Origin of the sequence: Candidatus Avelusimicrobium caledoniensis (assembly GCF_902756455.1) — a bacterium.
In the GTDB taxonomy this organism is placed as follows: Bacteria; Elusimicrobiota; Elusimicrobia; order Elusimicrobiales; family Elusimicrobiaceae; genus Avelusimicrobium; species Avelusimicrobium caledoniense.
Map to the genome: position 1 here is coordinate 19806 of NZ_CACVRB010000007.1, position 21119 is coordinate 40924.

Genomic DNA, 21119 nt, shown 5'->3' on the forward strand with positions numbered 1-21119 from the left:
AGTTTTACAAGAAAACACCCCGCCTAAACGCGGGGTGTTTTTATATGGACCTGTTGAATTTATTTAAGGATCTTGTTATATTACATTTTCCAAGTAGTGATAGATCCGGAGTATGGAGAAGTATCTTTAACTTTCATTAATTTTATACAATAATCTCCGCTATTCTTTTGAAAACCGGTTTCACCACGTCCTCCGTGTGCGCCATATTCGCCGCAAAATAACGAATAATTGTCTAAAGCGCTATGTGATACATTAAAGAACATGAGAAAACCGGCTCCTCTATACGGACCTGAAATTCGTCCGATTTGAATGTGCGGTCCGGTATAGAGGTTGTTATGCGGATTCATTTGCATAGACCACTCCCCGTTAGAACGATTGTCTGTATTAGCGTCGTTGATTTCCCACTTCGTGTTTCCTGTCCAATCTAGGTCTATGGCTAATTCATCAAAATGTCTGGCCAATTCTCCGTTGGCTAGGTAATAAGCCAATTGAGCTTGATATACTGATTTGAGCAACGTAATGGCTTGTGCGGCTTTACTTTTTTCTACCGCTTTTTGATATTGCGGCAGAGCCACCGCCGCCAATATACCGATGATGAGAACAACGACTAATAATTCAATGAGGGTGAAACCACCAGCCGTTTGACTTCCACCCCGGCGGGGGAAGTGGTTTTGTGTGCGGTAGCACTCAAAACCGATGAGGGGGTTTAAATAAGTATTTTCCTTTATATACCCCTCACTTTTGTCCCGCAAGGGGCGAGGACAAAACTACATTTTCTTCTTTCATAAAAACTCCTCCATTTGATTTAGGTATAATAAAATTAAATCAAAAAAAAAAAACGATGTCAATAGGCAACTTTTCAATACAAAAAAAACAGCCAACCTGAGTTAGCTGTTTATGTTATGTTGTGCACAACCTAAATATCAAAAATCATCTTCGGGCTGTTCGTCTATGGCCTCGTGCGTGGCTTTAAATAGCACTTTAATTTCTTTGATTTTTTCAAGCGGCAACCAAATACCCTTTTTGGTCCAACCGCCCGTTTCTTCCCATTGACGAAGCGCGAGGCCGCGTTCATTACGAAACGATCCGACTTCTACCACCACGCAAATACCGGGCCGCTTGGCAAATTTTCCAAGTGGTCCGTTGGCAATTTCTTTGGGAACGTCGGACAGCGCATTTATTTTCGGTGCAAGAACGCGCACGATTTCCGGCGTAAGGGTCAGCCCGTCGCGCGTCGGAGCCCACAAGCCGTCCATATTGACGTACCGGCGGATAGAAACGTACCGGTAATTGCGGTACACGTCAATACTAAAGCGGACTTCGCTACCGTTCGCCGCCGGCAACGAGCCGATCTCCCGTAATACTGTAAAGCTACTTTCTGACATAAACACCCCGCCGGACAAAAATTTAAATTGCCTCTATTATCAAACCCGAAAATATGATATGATGTTACTAGTTATATTGTAATGCCTGATTGGCATAAAATCAAGTTTTTTTGTAATTAAACCGATTTAAACTTTTTTCTAAGGAAATTTATGAGTACGACACCTTCTTTAGTGGGGAAGATAATATCCGGTTGTGAGATTTTAGAAAAAACAGCCGAAGGCGGTATGGGAGCCGTTTACCGTGCCAAACACCGCGCTTTAAACCGCATCGTATGTGTAAAAATTTTAAGTCCGGCTTTGTCTAACGACAAAAAAGCGGTGGAACTCTTTTTAACCGAAGCCCGCGCTATTGCAGAACTGGACCATCCCAACATCGTTAACGTATATAACGTGGGTAAAGAACATGGGTTTTATTTTATCGTGATGTCCTTTATTGAAGGGCAAACGCTGTCTTCCTTACTTAAAAAGAATAAAGTATTGCCCGTCAAAAAAGTATTGGATTTATTTGACGGCGTGCTACAAGGGTTGGAAGCCGCTCATGCCAAAGGCATTATTCACCGCGACATTAAACCGTCTAACATTTTAATCAATTTACAAGGACAAGCCAAACTGGTGGACTTCGGTATCGCCAAAAAAATGGAAAAAGACGGCTCTACCAAAACCAGCGAACTGGCCGGAACCGCTTATTTCATCGCGCCGGAGCAGGCGTTGGGCCAAAACTTAGATACCCGGGCCGATTTGTATGCTCTCGGTGCCAGTCTGTACTACGTTCTGACGGGACAGTTTCCGTATAACGGGAAAAACACAATTGAAATTATCCAAAAACACATCAATAATCCCGTACCTAATCCGGCTGAACTGCGCCGGGATTTGCCCGCCTGGTTGGGCCCGGCTATCCAGAAATTGATGAGTAAAAATCCGGACGATCGTTTCCAAACCGCTAAAGAAACCTATTTATACTTCCGCAAAATGCGCGCCGAAGATCAATTACGTTTTGAATCGGGCAGCGGGGGAAAAGCCGTAGATTTGGGCGGCGAAGAATCCATGATGGTTGTTAAAGAAGAACGCCACCCCACCCAAACCTTGCGTACCCAGCGGGACTTATACTCCAAGCCCACGCAGCATACGGTAAACAACCTAATCATGCCGCAGATTAACGAAAATATGTCTCCGGAAAAATACCAAACCGAACTGGCCCGCCGCAAATTAGCCGCCAGCGTTCCGTCCGTGCAGATGTTAAAAACCGATGCCGCCAAGCCGGATACTTCTTTTACCAAAAAGCAAAATAGCGGCCCGCGTTTTATGTCGGCCACGCAACGCAAAGTGTTGTCGTTTTTGTTATGGGTGCCGCTGTTTGCGGTGTTTGCCGGAATTATTGCGTATGTGTTTTACAGTTTAGGCCATATTTGCTCGGTACATGTCTCGCCCCAAGCGGGGATGTGGGATAATATCATAGGCCCGTTCTTTTCTTCCCCGTACGCGCCCAACCAACTGACCATGACGATTGTTTGTGCCGTCGTGCTGGCTTGTATCTTTGCTTCGTCTGCTATCCGTGCGTATGCCCACTCTACCACGCTGTTGTTATTTCTGGCCGGCTCGTCGTATGTGGCGGGGTTATTTACGCCGGAAGTTCCGTTTATGGAAATGAGCAAAATGACTCAGTTTTTGTTCTCGCCGGAGTATTATTTGTGTTATTTAGTACTGGCGTTATCGTGGGGGCTTTCACTGTGTTGGACCATTAACCGCTCCTTGGCGCAAGGGATATTGGGAGCCGCTCTTGTTATCTTCTGTATGAGTTTGGCACACGCAGCGGCCCATTTATCTATCGCCCCGAATAGCCAAAATGCCTTATTAACCGCGTTATTTTACCTTTCCATATTCTGCGGAATATGTGCTATTTACTACTTAATTTCCCGTACCTATAAAGACGCTATCTTACTACCGTTCTTCCTCTTTTTAGTTGCTGTATTTGGGATGTGGGCCTATACGGTTTCCGGGTTGGCCGCTTCGGTGGAAAATACCGTAGAAGCACTCATTGCCCATGTAGAAGTAGACACCCGCAAACCGCGGCCGGTATCGTCCAATTTGCAAGATGAATTGGAATTGACGCCCAATAGCGGACTCAAAGAAGTGGACCAATCTAACGAATTTACTCATCTTACCTTAAGTGAAGTATCCGAGAAATTAGCCCCACGCATTGAGAAAGCAACCCCCGGTGTGTTTAACGACCAAACCCGTATGCTTTTTGCCCGTCTGATGGCTCCTTATTATCAAGGAGGCGAGCAACCCATGAAACTGGCCGTGTGGGGATTTGCCTTAACGTATCCGATTTACCACTTTAATAAAAATGCCAAAGAAAACGATGCGTATTTCTTCTTAATGGCCATGTTGTATTGTTTCTGTTTGTTGGGATGTGCGAGCACCTTTATAACGGAGGATACCTTATGAGCCGGTTTGATATTGAATTTGCGGCCGTAACCGATATTGGTAAAATCCGTGAGAAAAATGAAGACAATGTGCTTATTTCGTCCAACCTTAGTTTAGGTATCGTGGCTGACGGCATGGGGGGGCATAGTGCCGGCGAAGTAGCCAGCAACATCGCCGTGTCTGTTCTGGCAGAAACAGTGCGCAAAGTAAACAACGGTCAACTTAAAATCCCCGATTCTTTTTTACCTAAACTAGATAATACCGAGCGCAAAATGCTTATGGCGGCCAACTTAGCGAACATCGCCATTTATTCTACGGCCCAATCGTCCGATTTATATAAAATGATGGGCACCACGCTCACCGGTGTGATTTTTGACCGTGATTATGCGATTACTGTGCACGTGGGAGATTCCCGCCTGTATTTATTCCGCGACAATAAAATGGTACAAATCACCACCGACCATTCGCTGGCGAACGAACAAGTTCGCCGCGGTTTACTGACCCGCGCGGAGGCCGACCGCTCCAAAATCCAAAACATTTTAACGCGGGCCATGGGTATTAAAAAGAATATTGAATTTGACTTGCTTAAATTCCCGGTCAAACCCGGGGACGAAATCTTGCTCTGCTCAGACGGCCTGTATAAAGGGCTGCGCGAAAGTGATATGGCTGATATTTTGCGTAACGGGAAAGAAATGTCTATCGTTAAACTGTGCAAACAGTTGGTACACATCTCTAATGAAAAAGACGGGCAAGATAACATCTCGGCTGTACTTATCAAAATTTTACCGCCCAAACCGCTCTCATTTAAACAGCGGGTTAAACGGTTTTTTACCACAAAATAAATAACGCACGATGCTCGGACTTTGTCCTCTTTTTTAGCACTCACAAAAAGGGGTTGACAATTATGTTCAGATATGCTAAATTAGCATTATGCTTAGGCGAGTGCTAAAAACAAACCGCCAAGCACCTCAACTTTAAATTCCGATAAAAAAGGAGTGTATGGAATATGGCAGAAGTAAAAATTAAACCGTTGGGTGACCGCGTAATTGTCAAACCCATTGAAAGAGAGACGATGAAAGGGGGAATTATTATTCCTGACACCGCCAAAGAAAAACCGATGGAAGGCGAAGTATTGGCCGTCGGGCCGGGCAAATTAAATGACAAAGGCGAACGCGCCGCGATGGACGTAAAAAAAGGCGACCGCGTGCTTTATGGCAAATACTCCGGCACGGAAGTCAAATTAGACGACGAAACGTATTTGATTATTCACCAAGACGAAATCTTGGGTATTTTGGGGTAAGTTAAGAGGTAAATAAAATGGCAAAACAAATTGTATACGGCGATGAAGCCCGCGCCAAAATGAAATCGGGTATTGAAAAAGTAGCAAATGCTGTAAAAGTTACGCTCGGGCCTAAGGGGCGCAGCGTAGTATTGGAAAAAAAATTCGGTTCTCCGCTTATTATTGACGACGGTGTAACGATTGCCAAAGATATTGAGTTAGAAGATAAATTTGAAAACATGGGTGCTCAACTCATCCGTGAAGTAGCGTCCAAAACCAATGACGTCGCCGGTGACGGTACGACTTCAGCCACCGTTTTGGCCAACGCCATGCTGACCGAAGGCATTAAAAACATCACCGCCGGAGCCAACCCGACGCTTGTTAAGAAAGGTATTGAAATGGCCGTAGAAGCCACCAAAGAACAACTTAACAAAATGCACAAACCGGTCAAAACCAAAGAAGAAAAAGCGCAAATCGCCACCATTTCTTCCAATGACCGCGAAATCGGAAACATGATTGCCGAAGCGATTGAAAAAGTCGGCGCCGAAGGCGTTATCACGGTAGAAGAAGGCAAAACCGCTACCACTCAATTAGATGTGGTGGAAGGTATGCAATTTGACCGCGGTTACATTTCGCCTTATTTTGTAACCGATTCCGAACGCATGGAATGTGTGTTGGAAAACCCGTACATTATCATCACGGATAAGAAAATTTCGTCTATGAACGAACTGCTCCCCGTGCTGGAAAAAATCGTACAAAGCGGTAAACAATTCTTAATCGTAGCCGAAGACGTTGACGGTGAAGCGTTGGCGACTTTAGTGGTCAACAAATTGCGCGGTACGTTAAAAGGTTGCGCCGTAAAAGCCCCCGGCTTTGGCGACCGCCGCAAAGAAATGTTAGAAGATATCGCTATTTTGACAGGCGGCGACGTGATCAGCGAAGAACGCGGTATTAAGTTGGACAAAGCCGAACTGGCTATGCTCGGTCAATGCGCCCGCGTCGTAATTGACAAAGAAAATACAACAATCGTCAGCGGAAAAGGCAGCAAAGAAGCCATTGCCCAACGCGCCAACCAAATCCGCAGCCAAATTGAAAACTCCAAGAGCGAGTACGATAAGGAAAAACTCCAAGAACGCTTGGCAAAATTGTCCGGCGGTGTGGCCGTTATCAGTGTAGGTGCGGCTACCGAAACCGAACTTAAGGCCAAAAAAGCCAAAGTGGAAGACGCTAAAAACGCCACCAAGGCCGGCGTGGAAGAAGGTATCGTGCCCGGCGGCGGTGTGGCTTTAGCCCGCTGCCAAGCGGCGTTAGACGGTTTGAAAGCCGATAACGACGACGTTCGCACCGGTATCAACATCGTACGCAAAGCGTTAACCGCTCCTTTGAAACAAATTGCGGTCAATGCCGGATTAGACGGTGCCGTAGTAGTAGACAAAGTGCTCTCCATGAAAGGCGCGGCCGACGGTTACGATGCCGAAAAAGATGAATACTGCGACCTGTTAAAAGCGGGCGTAGTAGACCCGGCCAAAGTAGTCCGCACCGCTTTGGAAAATGCGGCCTCTATTACCGGTACGGTGCTCTTAACCGAAGCGCTCGTTGCTGATGCGCCGGAAAAAGAACACAACCACGGCGGCCCGGCGATGGGCGGCATGGGTGGCGGAATGCCGATGATGTAAGTGCGACAGACGCAAAAATAGCTATTGTAAAACCCCCGCGTAATTAACGCGGGGGTTTGTTTATGGAATAGTTTGTAGGTCGGATGTAAATCCGACATTTTCAACCGTATCGTCGGACTTACGTCCGACCTACATTTTTACTAATTAAACGTATAATAAAAATAGCCGTTTTTATAACCGTCTGGGGTGGCGGAAGCAGTAGGGCTTGGAGAGCCGTTGCCGCTAATTGCCTTACAAATTGCTTTGTATTTTTCATCTTTCGCATGACAAGACATGCTATTGCGTGGTTTTCCGGCAAAGTCCACATATTCGCGCACATACATTAAGTGATAATCATTATCCCCACATTTTACAACACCATTACTACTACCGATATTGGGCCACATTAAACAACAAAACATTTTATTGTTTTTGCGGCACACCCCATTGGATATAGTATTTTCCGTACTCATATCTGCCGGAAATTCCATATCCAATTCATCCAGCGAAGTCGGCCATGTGCCGTTAGCCAAATAAAACACGTCGGCCGCTTGCGCCATACTATCGGCTAGCGTGCGATACGTGGCAAAACGGCTCTTTTCCACCGCTTGCGTATATTGCGGCAACGCCACCGCCGCTAAAATACCGATAATTAAAACTACCACTAATAATTCAATTAGCGTAAATGCTTGTTTGTTTTTCATACTACCTCCTCTTTATATCATTAAATAAAATGTAGCAAAAAAAAAAACGATGTCAAGCTTTATTTTTTACCGACGGAGAAAATAATTTTTTTCAAAACCCAAATTGAGGACCCAGAAAAAAAATAGGCCTTTAGACCCCTTGAAATTTTTACATAAACCCGTATCCTACAAGTATGCAGTTATAAAAGGAGAATTGTTATGAAAAAGTTATTACTTCTGTTGTGTTTGTGTTTTACCAGTTCGGCCTTTGCCACTACGCTTTTTGAACAAACCATTGAAGCCGCCGCTCAAAAAGCCCTGTTGCAAGCGCAGGACGGACGGCCCGCTTCTTCAGCCGGGTCTTATTTGCGTGGGGTTATCCCCATGGATGTTACGGTCGTGTCCAGTTTTGTAGGCACGCAAAAAGAGAACGTGGTAACCAAACCGTGCACCGCCGTTCGCATCGCGCCGGATTATTTATTGGCCGGAGCGGCTTGTGCGGGTTCACGCGAATCGGGCTATCGGGAACACTACGGGCAGACCAAGTTAGACAAGCACGAAATTGCCTCCGTTTCCTTGTTCGGCCATACCGTCTATCAAAAATACAGCGGTAGCAAGTCGTACGTAGTGCCCAGCTGGGGCAACCGTGTTATATTGATCAAACTGGGAAATGACAAAGAGGGAAAGGCAATCAAACAAAAAGTAGCTCCGCTACCTATTCCCAACTTGTTTATTCCCAACAATCCGAAGTCTCTGTTGTTTTCTGAGGACAAAACTTCGTTTTTCTCTCAAGTAACGGCTAAAAAACAACGGATTTTCGGCGAAGCAGATGCAGACCGGGAAATTGAGGCCGTGGATCTCAAAAATAAGCGGTTTGATATCTCGCCGGATATTCTCAGCGGACAACCGGTATTTGGTGTGTCTGCCACTAAAAACGAAGAATTCCTGTTGGGTTTTGGCAGCGAGTTGGTAGTTTATACCTCAGCCAAAAAAGGAGATGCCAATTATTTTACCCGGGAATTGATGCTCTTTTTACAAGCCGAATTGGATGAGGCCTCGTATAAAATTGTTAAAAACAAGCAAGTAGATGAGTCGTATTTTAAGTAAAAAAACAGCTAACAATTCTCTTTAAAAACGTCCGCGCGTTTACCCACGTGCGGGCGTTTTGTGTGTAGGTCCTTTTGATAAACCGGTTTGGGTCCTTTGACCCTCGTTTCTTCGCTCGTTATTGTCTATAATAAACGTATGAGAAAGTTATTTTTATCTGTCTTAATGGGCTTTATTTTGCTAGCCACACTGAGTGCCGCTGCGGGGGCACAGGTATCGCATACGAATCTACAAAGAAACGTTTTCCATACGGCTCGGCAAGCCCAAGAAAAATTTTCTTCTAACTCCAACGCCTTAGAAAAAAACATCACCGCCTCTTTTACCTTGCGTGGCGGAAAGCTGGAGCGGCACCCTATAACCAATAACAGCAAACACACCGAAGACGATTCTGTTGAACAAGTAACCGTCTCGTCTTCTGTTTCGTGCAAAGCATACGCCCTAGACGAACATTGGCTCATCCTGGCCGGTACTTGCATGCAAGCTATCCAAAATAACTTGCGAACGAAGTGGCACAACATCTACGGAGATAGAGAGGCCTTTGAAATTCAACTAAGCGAAGGATTTTTTTCGGAACGCACCATTGGGCTTATCACCGAAAAAGGTCTTATTGACGATATCAAAACGCACACAGCCAACAACAATCATGTAATGCTTATTTGGAACGATTCGCCCAAATACCGCGCTCCGTTTGTCAATGTGCTGGCGATAGCGTCGCCTTATTGGCTTGCCTTTTTGCAAGAAAAAAACAACCAACTGAAAATTCATACCGCCCGGTTTGGAACTAACAATACTTATACCCGCACCGTAAAATACGGGACGATCTCGGAAAATAAATTTTCACTGGATGAAAGTTGGTATGAGTTGTCCGGCACGTATACGGACCCGCTGTTTTTAATTAACGCTGTGAAAAATGAATTTTTAGCCGGATACAATGACGCGGTGCAGTTCTATCAAACAACTAGCGACAAATGGTATAGTTTGTCTTATGTTGATTTAGTATTTATCAAAGATACGGTGCAAAAAAACCGCCCGCAAGATTGGCAACGCATTAAAACGCGGTTATTCTATAACAACTTAGAAAAACCGTGTTTTGACTAATCTTTCCACGTTTCATCTTACGTCCGCCCGCAAAGGGGCGGACATTTTTTATAATCAAAAAACATCCCCGTAAAACCGTATCAATTTTATACAATATAGGAAACTTATTTTGAGGAGAAAACTATGGCTAACAACCCGATGTTTAACGAAGCTGCGTTTGAACGGGCCAAACAACAGCAAGCCCGTCCAACCGCCCAAACTCAAGACGAAAATTTGCGCGCGGAAGGTTTTATCCCGCGCTACCGAGCAACCAGTTCACAAGTGATGACATTGCAAGGCACGATCAATAAAACGTTTGCTTTGTTGGCGTTATGCGTGGCGGGGGGATATATCGGTTGGGTAAAGTCAGCCGCGATGTCGCCTGCGCTACTAATGATTTTACTGATCGGTGCCTTTATACTAGCCATTTGGACCAGCTTTAAGCCGTCCGTGTCGCCCATTACATCGCCCATTTATGCGTTAGCGGAAGGGGTGCTTTTGGGTATGATTTCCGCCGCATATAACGCGCAATATCAAGGTATCGTGTTACAAGCGGTGGTGGTTACGGTGTTAGTATTTGCGGTGATGTTATTTATCTACAAAACCGGAATTTTGAAAGTAACGCAAGGGTTTGCTACCGCCGTTGTTTCAGCCACGGCGGCGATTGCTATTATGTATTTGGGCTCGTGGATATTCTCGCTGTTTGGGGGGAACATCGGATATTTAACTTCCTCTTCGCCGCTTTCTATCGGTATTAGTGTGGTAATTTGCATAGTGGCCGCACTCAATTTGATGTTAGATTTTCAATTTATTTCGGTGATGAGTAGCCGCGGGGACGCACCGAAATTTATGGAGTGGTACGGTGGGTTTGGGTTACTCGTTACCATCGTGTGGCTTTACATTGAAATTCTAAAGCTACTGGCCAAATCTAAACGCCGCTAAATTTTGTAAAATATAATTGTAGCGGTTCTGCGAAGAGCCGAAACTTAAAAAAAGGAGTCAGGTTATGAATTTTAACAGCATTAAAAAAATGCAAGATATGGACCTTAAAAACAAAAAAGTCCTCGTGCGTGTGGACTACAACGTGCCGCTTAAAGACGGCAAAGTAGATAACACCAAACGCATCGTGGCGACGGAAAAAACGATTAAACATTTGTTAGATAACAACTGCCGCGTCGTGTTAATTGCCCACTTGGGCCGCCCGAAAGGCAAAGTCTGCCCGGAATTTAGCTTGGCTCCCGTGGCCGCGGAAGTGGAAAAATTGTTTGGTGTGCCGGTACACTTTGCTAAAGACTGCGTCGGGCCGGAAGCCGACAAAGTTGTAGCCGAAACGAAAAACGGCGAAATTGCATTATTAGAAAACTTGCGTTTCCACCCCGAAGAAGAAAAGAACGACGCCGAATTTGCCAAGCAACTGGCTAAACACGGCGAAGTATTTGTGCAAGAAGCGTTTGGCACGGTACACCGCGCCCACGCCTCCACCAGTGCCGTAGCGCATTTGTTACCCAGCGGGGCGGGATACCTCGTACAAAAAGAAGTAGAATTTTTGGGTAAAGCGTTAGAAAACCCGGCCCGTCCGTTTGCGGCTGTTATCGGCGGCGCGAAAGTGTCTGACAAGATTTTGCTTTTGAACAATTTGTTAGATAAAGTAAACGTCTTAATTATCGGCGGCGGTATGGCGTATACGTTCTTAAAAGCCAAAGGAATTGAAGTCGGCAAATCGCTCTTGGACGAAACGAAAATTGACGAAGCCAAACAAGTCATGGAAAAAGCCGCGGCCAAAGGCGTTAAAATGTTGATGCCGGTAGATTTCCGCGTAGCCAAAGAATTTTCCGAAACAGCTACCGCTACGGAAGTGGACGTTATCCCGGCGGATATGGAAGCCATGGACATCGGCCCGAAAACCGAAAAATTATTTGCAGACGAACTTTTAAAATGCAAAACGATTTTCTGGAACGGCCCGATGGGCGTTTTTGAATTTCCGAACTTTGCCAAAGGCAGTTTTGCTATTGCTAATGCCATGATTGAAGCCACCAAGAACGGTGCGATTTCCATTATCGGCGGCGGCGACAGTGTAAACGTGCTGAAAAAAGGCAAAATCAACTCCAAAGAATTTTCGCATGTATCCACCGGCGGTGGTGCGAGCATGGAGTTTGTGGAAGGGAAAGAACTGCCCGGACTCGTAGCGTTAGCGAAGTAGGCCGGCAAGTTCTTTTTAGAAAATTTGTCGTATGACACAAACCTGCCCTGCGTTGTTTAGCAGGGCAGAATTTTTTCTAAAAAGGAGCTTCCGGGTTTAGTCGCGTTAGCGAAATAAACACGGCTCTTTTTGACACAGCAAGAAATTTAGCTAACACAAACCGGGCCCGTTGTTTGGGCCCGGTCTATTATAAGAACGCTCTCTCTTTTCGTCATCCCGTAAGGTTTTTATACGGGATATAAAAGAGAGAGCTTTTCTTTTGCCCCGCTATATCCCGCATAGAAACACTGCGGGATGACGCGAGCGGGGCAGAATTTTACTGGGCAGAATTGCCAAATTGTTGCGTAAAATAATTACACAATTTTTGCCCGCGGGTTGTTTTACTACTGCACGAAATGATATGGCCATCCGTCGTGGAAAGAATCATTAAAAAATGATAGTTGGTTGTGTTGCTATAACAACTCTTTTGATTACAATAACGCAACCAAATTTGCGAGGGGACCGTGTCGGAATTTGCCATTTGGAAACTAAACCCGCCGGGGCAATGCATCAATTCGCTATATTGATGCCCGCCCAACGTGCACGTTTTCGTCCAATCTACATCCAACGCCGTAAAATCACCCGTGTAATTTCCGTTAGCCATTTTATAAATTTGTTCTGTTTTAATAATAGCTTGCACATTTTGAAAGTGCGTCATCACACGCGCTTTATCTACGGCAAATTGATATTGCGGCACAGCTACCGCCGCCAATATGCCAATGATGAGCACAACAACTAAAAGTTCAATAAGCGTGAATGCTTGTTTGTTTTTCATATTATTCTCCTTTGATAATTCTTATCAACAAATAAAATGTAGCAAAAAAAAAAACGATGTCAACCCCCTTTTTAAGTAACGGTCTAAAAAACAATTCCACTACCTAAAAAATTGGTATAATATGGTATCACTAGAAAGGAGATTATTTTTCATGTACGGACTTATTTTGACGTTGCATTTTATCGTTTGTGTTTTGTTAATTTTGCTCGTTTTGTTACAAAGCGGAAAGGGCTCGGCCGCCGGTATTTTCGGTGCGTCCGGAGCAGATAACTTGTTTGCCAGCCCGACGGCGTTTAACGCTGTAAATAAATTTACCGCTATTTTAGCCGCGGTGCTTATGGCAACGTCCATTGTGTTGACGATTATTTCCAATAAAAAGGCATCCTCGTCGGTTATGGACAGAGTATCTATCCCCGCGTCCGCTCCGGCTAATGCAGGGAAATAAAGCTTTTATAAACAACTACACCCACTCGTTATTTTACGAGTGGGTGTTTTCATATCAAAAAAACCGAGCCAATGCTCGGTTTCAAATTTGCGCAGAGAGGGGTACCACTTTCGTCCTGCGTAAATTTCCTAACGGAAATTTCGCCCGGACCCGCCCTCGCGGTATTCGCCTTTGCCTTTGGCAAAACTCATACATCGCTCCGGGCTTCGAGTCCCTCCCGCGGGCAAAGCAGTTTGCCCGCTTCTGCGCACTGTATCAAAAAAAACCGAGCCAATGCTCGGTTTCAAATTTGCGCAGAGAGGGACTCGAACCCTCAAGCCTTGCGGCATGCGCCCCTCAAACGCACGCGTATACCAATTCCGCCACCTGCGCGAAAAATTTATCTTCTTTATTTATTTTAGCAAAAATATAATTTCCTAGCAAGTTAAAATTTTATTTCCTGTTTTCTTTTTGTAAAAAATTCCCCCGATAAAAACCGGGGGAATTTTTTAGTTGGAAATAGCACAATTTTTACGGTTGTATTTTACCCGGCACGCGGATAAAAGCATCCGCACCTGATAAACGCCACATCCCGGACTCCTCCGGCCACGTAAGACCGGGATACGTGGAAAATTCTTCGCGCGCTTGTGCGGGCAGCAACTTTTCAAAACGGGTAACGGCATTATCCGTTCCGGTAATTTGCACGACTTTTACTTTTTGGTTAGCTTGTTTTAAATCAGCCGTGACGGAATTAAACCCGTTGTACGCTACAAACTCCGTGGGAGCCCACAAAATAATCAGCGCGGAGGGATTTTCTTCCCGGTATTTTTTCAATACGTCCGTTAAGAAATTTTGTTGCTCTAATTGCCCCATAGCCGTGTCTTCAAACCCGGGCATGCTTTTGGTTTCCCCGTCATAAAACACAAAATCTTCCTCGGCATAGCGGGAGAAAAGCCCCGTCCCCACTACGGTAATTTTATTGGCTACGGCCGTTTCAAGCACTTTCATTTCCCGGATCGGAGCCGAGGGCTCCAACGGGCCTACATCAGCCGCGCTGTCCGTCAGCACTACGCCTTTAGCCAAAAACGGCGTAATGAGCACAATAGGCCGTTGCGGGGCATATTGGCGGATACGATCCACAAACGTTTTCATTTCATCGGCAAGTTTGGGAAGTGTACGGAAATAAGGTAACTGCCCGATAGCAATGACATCTAACGAGGGGACTTCCGTGGCAATTCTATTAAAAACGCCGTGCATCCCTACATTCACTTGTCCTTGAGAAAGTTCCGCCAAAATATTCGGTCGGGCTTCCTTCAGTTGGGCACTCAATGTTTTGTTTTGGCGGTTACGTCTAATGATATTTACATTTTCCCAACCGGCTAACACATCGCGTGTACCGTCCATTTTGTACCGCGGGCTTGTTTCTACATCAAATAAAAATTCTTCGCCAAACGGATCGTTGGGATCGGGAATTGCGATATCTTGATGCACAAACCGCTCCATAGCAGTAACGGGGCCGCGCACCCCAAGCGTTACCAAATTAGTCTGCGGCGTAAAGCGTTTAGCAAAAGACGCTTTCTTATATAAATCATCCGCCATAAACAAATAAGGCGTTGCCAATTCTTCCGTTAAAACCAACGGACGGACCGATGGCAACGAAACAATTTTTACTTGCGGAACAATGGCCCGTTTGGAAGCAATGCTCCGAATTACTTTGCCGGCAATGCTACCCTGTTGGGCAAACGACGGAAACGCACTTGCACATATTGCACAAAGTATTACATATTTCTTTACATTCATTTTTTATTTTTTCTCCCTAATTTAATTTTCTAAACTAATGTTGCCCGGCACTTTGAGCAAAACGTCTGCGCCGAACAAGTCCGGCATATTCGTTCCCGGTTGCCACGAAAAACCGTATAACGAATTGACTTTCTCTTGCAACGAAACGGGAAGCAAACCTTCCACACGGGTCGGTGCGGACTTACTGGATAATTGTAGCACGCTGGTCACTTCGCCTTGTTGGGCAAGCGGCGCAATCACGGAGTTAAACCCGTTATATAAAATGTAGTTGCTAGGTGCCCAGATAATTAGCAAAGCCGTCGGATTATCACGGCGGTATTGTTCAATCACGCGCGACAAATAGTGTTGTTGTTCCGCTTGTCCTAACGCCGTAGTAGCAAAGTGAGAATCGTACCTTGGGCGGGAATTGGCATAGGCAACCGTATTAAGCTCGGAAAAATCTGCATGTGAGGAAATAGCTGTTCCTACAACCGCAATGTTATGCGTGCGGGTCAGATCTAACACGTCATTAACGGCTTGTTTGGCAATTCCTTGTGCTACAAAATGATCTTCGCGCGCCGTTGGGTTAATACCCGAAGCAAACGGAGTAATTAAAATAATCGGCCGATGCGGCAAAAAGACCTGTGCATATCCTAATAAAGACCGGATAACACGTACTCCCTGGTGGGAATAAAAACCGTAATCTTGTCCGATACCGATTATACCCGCTCCGCGGTTAAATACATTGTCAAATGCCCACTCAGCGGCTGCGCCGTGGTGGGAAAGTTTAAATGCGCGCCCGATTTCGGTTTCTATTTCAGCGGTGTTTGCCGCCAGTAAATTTTGCAGTTGGTGGTTTTGCGCGGCGCGGTCAATGATAAGAGAATTTTCTTTACCGGCCAACGCCTCGCCCGCCCGGGGCAACGCGTAGCGGGGGGTTTCTATCGTCTCACGTTCTATTTGAAAATAAGGGAAAGGAGAGTCTATCGGCACTTTTTTGATACGGCTGAGCCGTTCCACTTCGGTTACCGGGCCCCGCACACCCAATAAACGCATATTTTCAAGGGGGGAAGGCGCCGCCACCTCTAACGCTTGTTCTAAAAACCCATCTGCCGCCGATAAATAATGATGCGTATTTATCACACTTAACGGTTGATAGCGCACCTTGGGCAGTGAGGAAAAAACTACTGCCGGCACCTCCAACTCTCTATGTAAAAGTGTTTTCCACACACGCGAGGCAATTTCGCCTTTTTGCGCAAAACAGGGCAAAGCCCCTAAACAACACATACTAAGCGCAATGTATTTTTTCATTTGCTCTCCAAACTAAAACTATTTTTAATAATCTAGCTAATTACAGCCAGAAACTACAAGTGTCTTTGGACCCAGAAAACAGGTAGGTCTTTCGGTGCCTGCCAAATTGATATAATAGTATATATCTTCTCAAAAAAGGAGGCAATATGTCCCCGTTGATAGCGGCGTGGGTGTGTTGGGCGATTGTCGGTTTTTCACCGATTGCCGGAAAACTCGCCGTCGGGCTGATTAGCCCGGCGTTACTCGTATTTTTAGGCACACTTATCGGCGTTTTGTATTTTACCCCTTGGATTACCCGTCATCATAAATGGGGGGAATTACTCAACCGTCAAACGTATTGGAAATTTTTATTTATCGGCACGTTCGGCACGGCCTTGCCGTTTACTATTTCGCTGATTGCCCTTCATTATACTACGCCGGGCAACGCCGCTATTTTACAACAATCGGAACTGTTTTATTCGCTACTGATTGCCGCCATTTTCTTACGCGAAATCCCCACCAAAAGCCAATTAGCCGCGTGCGCTTTAATCGTAAGCGGGGTGCTGATTATTTTACTCAAAGAACCTTTTACTCCCCGTTGGACAGGCGACCTGTTAATCGTAGGCAGTACGTGGATGTTGCAAGCTGGATCTACCGTAGCCAAAAAACTGCCCAAACACTTAGATTACCGCGTGATCGGTATGGCGCGCAATTTATTTGCCTTGCCGGCTCTTATCATTATTTTGGCGGTTATGTATTTTCTCAACGAGCCATTTACGCTCCAACCTACCCTTAAAATGTTTAGCGTGTTAGGATATACGGGACTTTTCAAATATGGTCTTGCCATGGTCGTGTGGTACAAAGCTATACGTGCATTAGATTTAAGCAAAGTAACGGCTATTTATTTATCGTATCCGGTACTCTCGTTATTGTTATCGGCCGTGTTGGGCATGGAAACGCCTACCGTACACCAACTGGCCGGTTTACTGGTTACGTGTGCGGGCGCTTATTGGGTTAGTTTAACTGTGAAAAAAGAAGGACATTAAGCTTTCCATTACCGTCTATAATTAAGTACAATAGAATATATGACGAAATTATCTCCTTTAGTTGCTATTTGGTTGTCTTGTATCTGCACAGCCACCAACGTAGTCATTTCCAAAATGGCTACGCCGTTTGTTACCTCCGCCTTGTTTTTATTCGTAGCATGTGCAACCGCTTGTATCGTATTGTCCGGTTACCTCGGGCAGAACGGTTGGAAACGTATTTTATCTGCCGATGTCCGTTGGAAAGGGCTTGGCATGGGCACCTTCGGTACCGCCTTAACCATGACGGTATTTATGGTCGCCTTGAACTATACGACTCCCGTCAACAGTGCTATTGATAACCAGTTTGAAATTATCTACTCGCTTATTTTATCGGCCTTAATCTTAAAAGAACGTCCGACGGCCAAACAAATCGGCGGATCGCTGTTTATTTTGCTGGGCGTCATTTTAATTGTTATTAAAGGCGGATACACGCAAGCCAAAGGGGACTTCTTAATCTTAGGCAGTTTATGGATGTTTCAAGTCAGCCATATTTTTGCTAAAAAATTACCGGCCGATTTAACCGCCCCGCAAATTGCCGCCGCCCGTGCGTTTTACGCACTGCCGGCGTTGGCACTATTGCTTGTGGCGTTGTATTTTATTCAAGGGCCGTTATTGTTTGACAGCACCGCCGTTTTATGGGGAACGCTCATCGGCAGTGCCGTTATTAACTATGTGGTGGGAAATATTCTGTGGTATCACGCCATACGCAATATGGACCTAAGCAAAGCTACCGCCATTATTTTATGTTACCCGGTATTTACGTTTATTCTCTCGGTATTACTGGGGCAAGACACGATTTCTTTATACAAACTGTTGGGCATGGCTTTAGCCGTCGGCGGGGCCTATATGGTAACCAGCAGTGCAAAAAAACAAGGAGCTAACGCATGAAAAAACTCGTTTTATTTGACCTAGACGGAACTTTAGTGGATGCTTGCGGTTGCGGTCGGCGCGCGTTGGAACACGCGGCCAAAGAACTGTACGGAAAAACACCTAAATTGGAACTTACCCTTACTTCGGGACGGACGGATTTAGATAATTTTACAATCGTTTACGGGCTGTTGCACAACGGCAAAAAACCGTCTGCCGGCGAAATGAAAAAAATGAAAGCCAAATACTTGGAAATGTTGCCGCAGGAAGTAAACACTTGCGTCAAAAACAAAAAATACAAATTGATAACCGGCATTAAAAAATTCTTGGAATTTTTAAGCAAAGACAAAGATATTATTTTAGGTTTAGGCACGGGGAATTTAGAAGAAGGTGCTAAAGTAAAACTAGCTCCCAGCGGACTAACCAAATTCTTTAGCGTAGGCGGTTACGGCGAGGACGGACACACGCGCGAAGAAATGTTACAAGCCGCTGTCAAACGCGCCGAAAAAAAGTTTAAAACCAAAATCACGCCGGATCACGTATTTGTCATCGGTGACACGCACCGCGACATTATAGCCGCCAAAAACTGCGGTTTTCATAACGCAGTAATAACCACCGGCTTTGGCGAAGCACAAAAAATACAGCGTGCCGCCGCCGAGTTGGAAGCTAAAAACTTTACCAAAGATTTTGCGTTGTTTTGCATTTGGCTGTGCGTGAAAAAAGACCCCAAAGGCGTCAAGCGCGGCAGTTATATTATGCCGGCCACTGCCATTGAACACGTATTTTTCAGCCGGACCGGTATTGATGAAGACCGCCTAAAAATGCTACGTATTAAGAAATACGAAGATTTAGAATCCGGTACAATTATGTAAAGGAGTCAACTATGGAATGGTTTACCGCCGCCGAACGATTTACGGCCGCTTTGGCCTCGCCTGACCCGACACCGGGCGGGGGGGCAGCTGCTGCACATACGGCGGCCATGGGATGTGCCCTTGTTATCATGTCTGCCGGCACCACGCTTAAACGCAAAACCACTCCGGCAGAAGTAAAACCCCGGTTGGAAAAATCGCTACGTAAATTAACCGCTCTTAAAAACCAGTTAGACGCGTACGTCCAAAAAGACGCTCAAGCATACAGTGCTTATTTAACCGCCAAAAAACTGCCTAAAGAAGATCCGGCCCGCGCGCAGGCCTTAGAACAGGCCCTTGTATTTGCGGCACGCGTCCCGGCAGACGTAGCAACTACCGCCGTAGAAGTGCTTAAAGAAACAGATACTCTTAAACCGGGTATTGCCCCGATTATTTTGTCCGATATGTATTGCGCCAAACATTTATTGCAGGCGGCCATTCGTTGTGCGGTAGAAAACATAAAAGCCAACGAAACATTTATCCAAAATGAAGATTTGAAAAATTCATTTGAAAAACAAATCGCAGTTTTTCTAAAATCGTGCTAGGGAGAAATTATGACCGAAAAATCTACATTACGCAGCGGCATGTTAAATACCATCTACACGATGCTGCCGGCTATTGACGACAATTACGCCGCCCGTTTGGTCTACACCTTAGAAGATAAAAAAACAATTGACCAACTGGAACAGGAAATTGCCGACACCGCCGCCCAGCTCAACTCCGATTCTCCCGCCGCCGATACGTTAGTAGCCCAAATGCTGTTAGATGAAATCACCTTGCCCGCGGCTCTTCGGCAACTTCGCATCTATAACAACGCCATGTCTATTTCAGAATTGTGCCAGTCGCTGGATATGTCTAACGAAGAAACCCAAAAAATGCTAGATGTGTATGCGTCTTTTTCGTCGCGCAAATATTTTGACCAAGAATTTGCCTCCGCTTTAAAAACACTCCCCAAAGGCAAAAAATTAACCGATACCCAAAAAGCCCAATATGCCGTAGGTTGCTTAATTAAGTCGGCAGATAGGTGGCTGGCCCAACAAGCCCCCGTCATTAAAGAAAACAAACAATCTATTTTTACATTGGCGGATAAATACCATTTGCCGATCCAAACTACTTCCATTCTACAACGTTTGTACACGCAACCGGGCAGCATTGCTTTTGAACCGGAAATGACACGCTTGCTCCAGTTATTGCTCACGCAAAATCCCAACGAACGGTTGTGTGCTTCCCTGGCGGCTCAAGTAATGATGGGCCGTATGACTTCCAAAGATGCGCAAGATACCGCACTTGTTTCTAAATTATTAAATGAGCAAATTGTGGAAGAAGATTTGCGTATCATCGCTTGCCGTTATTTAAAAGCAAAAACACCTACCGATATTGTAAACACCTTTAATGCCGTGTTAAGCAAATTGCCGCATGTAGATAATGTTGCCGAGAATTTGGGGTTGGCGGTACGTGTCTTTTTAGACGGCACATCTGAGAGTTTTGAACGCGCGGTACGTTTGGCTACACTTCGCCAAGAGCGGGAAATTCTGCGCCGCGAGCTATCCAAAAACGATTTATACGCCGGCTATGAATATGACTTATCCGATAAATTCGGCGGCAAACAATCGGCCGCCCAACTGGACAACTCGTTGCAAGATACGCTTAAAAATTTACCTTTTTGCGTAGATAAAACCGAAAATAAAGAACTGGCCTGTAAAGTACTCCTCGGTACACTCAGCCCCGAAGAAGCCGCCAAACAAGCCCAATACTTGCGGGACTTGAAAGCCAAATCGCTTACGCAAGGGTTAGCCCCGGAGCTGATGAAAAGTTATTTAGGAACAAAACCGGCTGATGAGATTTTGAAATTCTTTGAAGATACGCTTGCTCCGTACACATTTTGGAAATCCGATCGTGATAAACATGCGTTTATTTTACGCGTGCTGGTGGGGGAATTAAACGGCGATTACAACCGTCAAATTTCCCAATTTGTATTGGATATGTTAGAAAACGGCTCGTCGTTAGAGTTAATGACGGATATGCTAAGCAATATCCAAACCCGCAAGGCCAGCAAAGAAGAGCTGGATAAATTACTTGAGTTGTATAAGCAAGCCCGGGTATCTTCCAAATCTTAAAAACAGTAAAAAAATACTGTTA

20 protein-coding genes and 1 tRNA gene are annotated in these 21119 nt (G+C 45.3%); 14 read left to right on the forward strand and 7 right to left on the reverse strand.

Features of this window, described 5'->3' with window-relative positions; translation table 11 throughout:
• Nucleotides 1-80: 80 nt before the first annotated feature.
• Nucleotides 81-752 carry a type IV pilin protein gene (locus tag ACQY2W_RS02590; RefSeq protein WP_428049071.1) on the reverse strand — a complete coding sequence of 224 codons (672 nt, stop codon included), beginning with the start codon at nt 750-752 and terminating at the stop codon, nt 81-83.
• Between the two features lie 171 nt (nt 753-923).
• The gene (locus ACQY2W_RS02595; RefSeq protein ID WP_428049073.1) at nt 924-1385 is read right to left on the reverse strand and encodes a transcriptional coactivator p15/PC4 family protein; all 462 of its coding nucleotides are present in this window, start codon (nt 1383-1385) and stop codon (nt 924-926) included.
• A 150-nt stretch (nt 1386-1535) separates the two neighbouring features.
• On the opposite strand from ACQY2W_RS02595, the gene ACQY2W_RS02600 reads away from it, so the two are divergent.
• From ACQY2W_RS02600 to groL, 4 genes are all read left to right on the forward strand, one after another.
• Complete coding sequence (locus ACQY2W_RS02600) at nt 1536-3833, forward strand: serine/threonine protein kinase (RefSeq protein ID WP_428049075.1); 2298 nt, start codon at nt 1536-1538, stop codon at nt 3831-3833.
• On the forward strand, nt 3830-4654 hold the full coding sequence (locus ACQY2W_RS02605; protein WP_428049077.1) for a Stp1/IreP family PP2C-type Ser/Thr phosphatase: 825 nt from the start codon (nt 3830-3832) through the stop codon (nt 4652-4654). Before ACQY2W_RS02600 ends, ACQY2W_RS02605 begins: the two co-directional genes overlap by 4 nt.
• Before the next feature lie 164 nt (nt 4655-4818).
• A complete protein-coding gene (locus ACQY2W_RS02610) occupies nt 4819-5112 on the forward strand; it encodes a co-chaperone GroES (RefSeq protein ID WP_428049079.1) in 294 nt (97 codons plus the stop codon).
• Nucleotides 5113-5129: 17 nt separating this feature from the next.
• Complete coding sequence (gene groL / locus ACQY2W_RS02615; protein ID WP_428049081.1) at nt 5130-6767, forward strand: chaperonin GroEL; 1638 nt, start codon at nt 5130-5132, stop codon at nt 6765-6767.
• Nucleotides 6768-6907: 140 nt separating this feature from the next.
• On the opposite strand, the gene ACQY2W_RS02620 is transcribed toward groL, so the two are convergent.
• Entirely contained in the window at nt 6908-7450 is a 543-nt protein-coding gene (locus tag ACQY2W_RS02620; protein ID WP_428049083.1) for a type IV pilin protein, read from the reverse strand.
• A gap of 198 nt (nt 7451-7648) precedes the next feature.
• On the opposite strand from ACQY2W_RS02620, the gene ACQY2W_RS02625 reads away from it, so the two are divergent.
• The 4 genes from ACQY2W_RS02625 (at nt 7649) to ACQY2W_RS02640 (ending at nt 11813) form a co-directional block, all read left to right on the forward strand.
• Nucleotides 7649-8536 carry a hypothetical protein gene (locus ACQY2W_RS02625; protein WP_428049085.1) on the forward strand — a complete coding sequence of 296 codons (888 nt, stop codon included), beginning with the start codon at nt 7649-7651 and terminating at the stop codon, nt 8534-8536.
• Between the two features lie 138 nt (nt 8537-8674).
• A complete protein-coding gene (locus tag ACQY2W_RS02630; RefSeq protein ID WP_428049087.1) occupies nt 8675-9634 on the forward strand; it encodes a hypothetical protein in 960 nt (319 codons plus the stop codon).
• Between the two features lie 123 nt (nt 9635-9757).
• The gene (locus ACQY2W_RS02635) at nt 9758-10555 is read left to right on the forward strand and encodes a Bax inhibitor-1/YccA family protein (protein ID WP_428049089.1); all 798 of its coding nucleotides are present in this window, start codon (nt 9758-9760) and stop codon (nt 10553-10555) included.
• Nucleotides 10556-10619: 64 nt separating this feature from the next.
• A complete protein-coding gene (locus ACQY2W_RS02640; RefSeq protein ID WP_428049091.1) occupies nt 10620-11813 on the forward strand; it encodes a phosphoglycerate kinase in 1194 nt (397 codons plus the stop codon).
• Between the two features lie 316 nt (nt 11814-12129).
• Here the strand turns inward: ACQY2W_RS02640 and ACQY2W_RS02645 are convergent, their stop codons facing one another.
• Nucleotides 12130-12627 (reverse strand): type IV pilin protein, encoded by a 498-nt coding sequence (locus ACQY2W_RS02645; RefSeq protein ID WP_428049093.1) that lies wholly within the window; start codon nt 12625-12627, stop codon nt 12130-12132.
• Nucleotides 12628-12748: 121 nt separating this feature from the next.
• Here ACQY2W_RS02645 and secG point away from each other — a divergent pair, with 121 nt between their 5' ends.
• Nucleotides 12749-13072, forward strand: coding sequence for a preprotein translocase subunit SecG (secG, locus tag ACQY2W_RS02650; RefSeq protein ID WP_428049095.1), 324 nt, complete (start codon nt 12749-12751; stop codon nt 13070-13072).
• 290 nt (nt 13073-13362) lie between these two features.
• Here secG and ACQY2W_RS02655 read toward each other — a convergent pair.
• The 3 genes from ACQY2W_RS02655 to ACQY2W_RS02665 all read right to left on the reverse strand — a co-directional run bounded on the left by ACQY2W_RS02655 (nt 13363) and on the right by ACQY2W_RS02665 (nt 16141).
• A tRNA-Leu gene (locus ACQY2W_RS02655) sits at nt 13363-13444 on the reverse strand.
• A gap of 138 nt (nt 13445-13582) precedes the next feature.
• Nucleotides 13583-14851 carry a hypothetical protein gene (locus tag ACQY2W_RS02660; RefSeq protein ID WP_428049097.1) on the reverse strand — a complete coding sequence of 423 codons (1269 nt, stop codon included), beginning with the start codon at nt 14849-14851 and terminating at the stop codon, nt 13583-13585.
• A 21-nt stretch (nt 14852-14872) separates the two neighbouring features.
• Complete coding sequence (locus tag ACQY2W_RS02665) at nt 14873-16141, reverse strand: hypothetical protein (RefSeq protein ID WP_428049099.1); 1269 nt, start codon at nt 16139-16141, stop codon at nt 14873-14875.
• Nucleotides 16142-16287: 146 nt separating this feature from the next.
• Here ACQY2W_RS02665 and ACQY2W_RS02670 point away from each other — a divergent pair, with 146 nt between their 5' ends.
• The 5 genes from ACQY2W_RS02670 to ACQY2W_RS02690 are packed head-to-tail and all read left to right on the forward strand — an operon-like array spanning nt 16288 to nt 21097.
• On the forward strand, nt 16288-17166 hold the full coding sequence (locus ACQY2W_RS02670; RefSeq protein WP_428049101.1) for a DMT family transporter: 879 nt from the start codon (nt 16288-16290) through the stop codon (nt 17164-17166).
• Nucleotides 17167-17205: 39 nt separating this feature from the next.
• Nucleotides 17206-18093: a DMT family transporter gene (locus ACQY2W_RS02675; RefSeq protein WP_428049103.1), complete on the forward strand. Its 888-nt coding sequence runs from the start codon at nt 17206-17208 to the stop codon at nt 18091-18093.
• Complete coding sequence (locus ACQY2W_RS02680) at nt 18090-18944, forward strand: HAD family hydrolase (RefSeq protein ID WP_428049105.1); 855 nt, start codon at nt 18090-18092, stop codon at nt 18942-18944. Before ACQY2W_RS02675 ends, ACQY2W_RS02680 begins: the two co-directional genes overlap by 4 nt.
• Before the next feature lie 11 nt (nt 18945-18955).
• The gene (locus ACQY2W_RS02685) at nt 18956-19525 is read left to right on the forward strand and encodes a cyclodeaminase/cyclohydrolase family protein (RefSeq protein ID WP_428049107.1); all 570 of its coding nucleotides are present in this window, start codon (nt 18956-18958) and stop codon (nt 19523-19525) included.
• Between the two features lie 9 nt (nt 19526-19534).
• On the forward strand, nt 19535-21097 hold the full coding sequence (locus tag ACQY2W_RS02690; RefSeq protein WP_428049109.1) for a hypothetical protein: 1563 nt from the start codon (nt 19535-19537) through the stop codon (nt 21095-21097).
• Nucleotides 21098-21119: the final 22 nt, after the last annotated feature.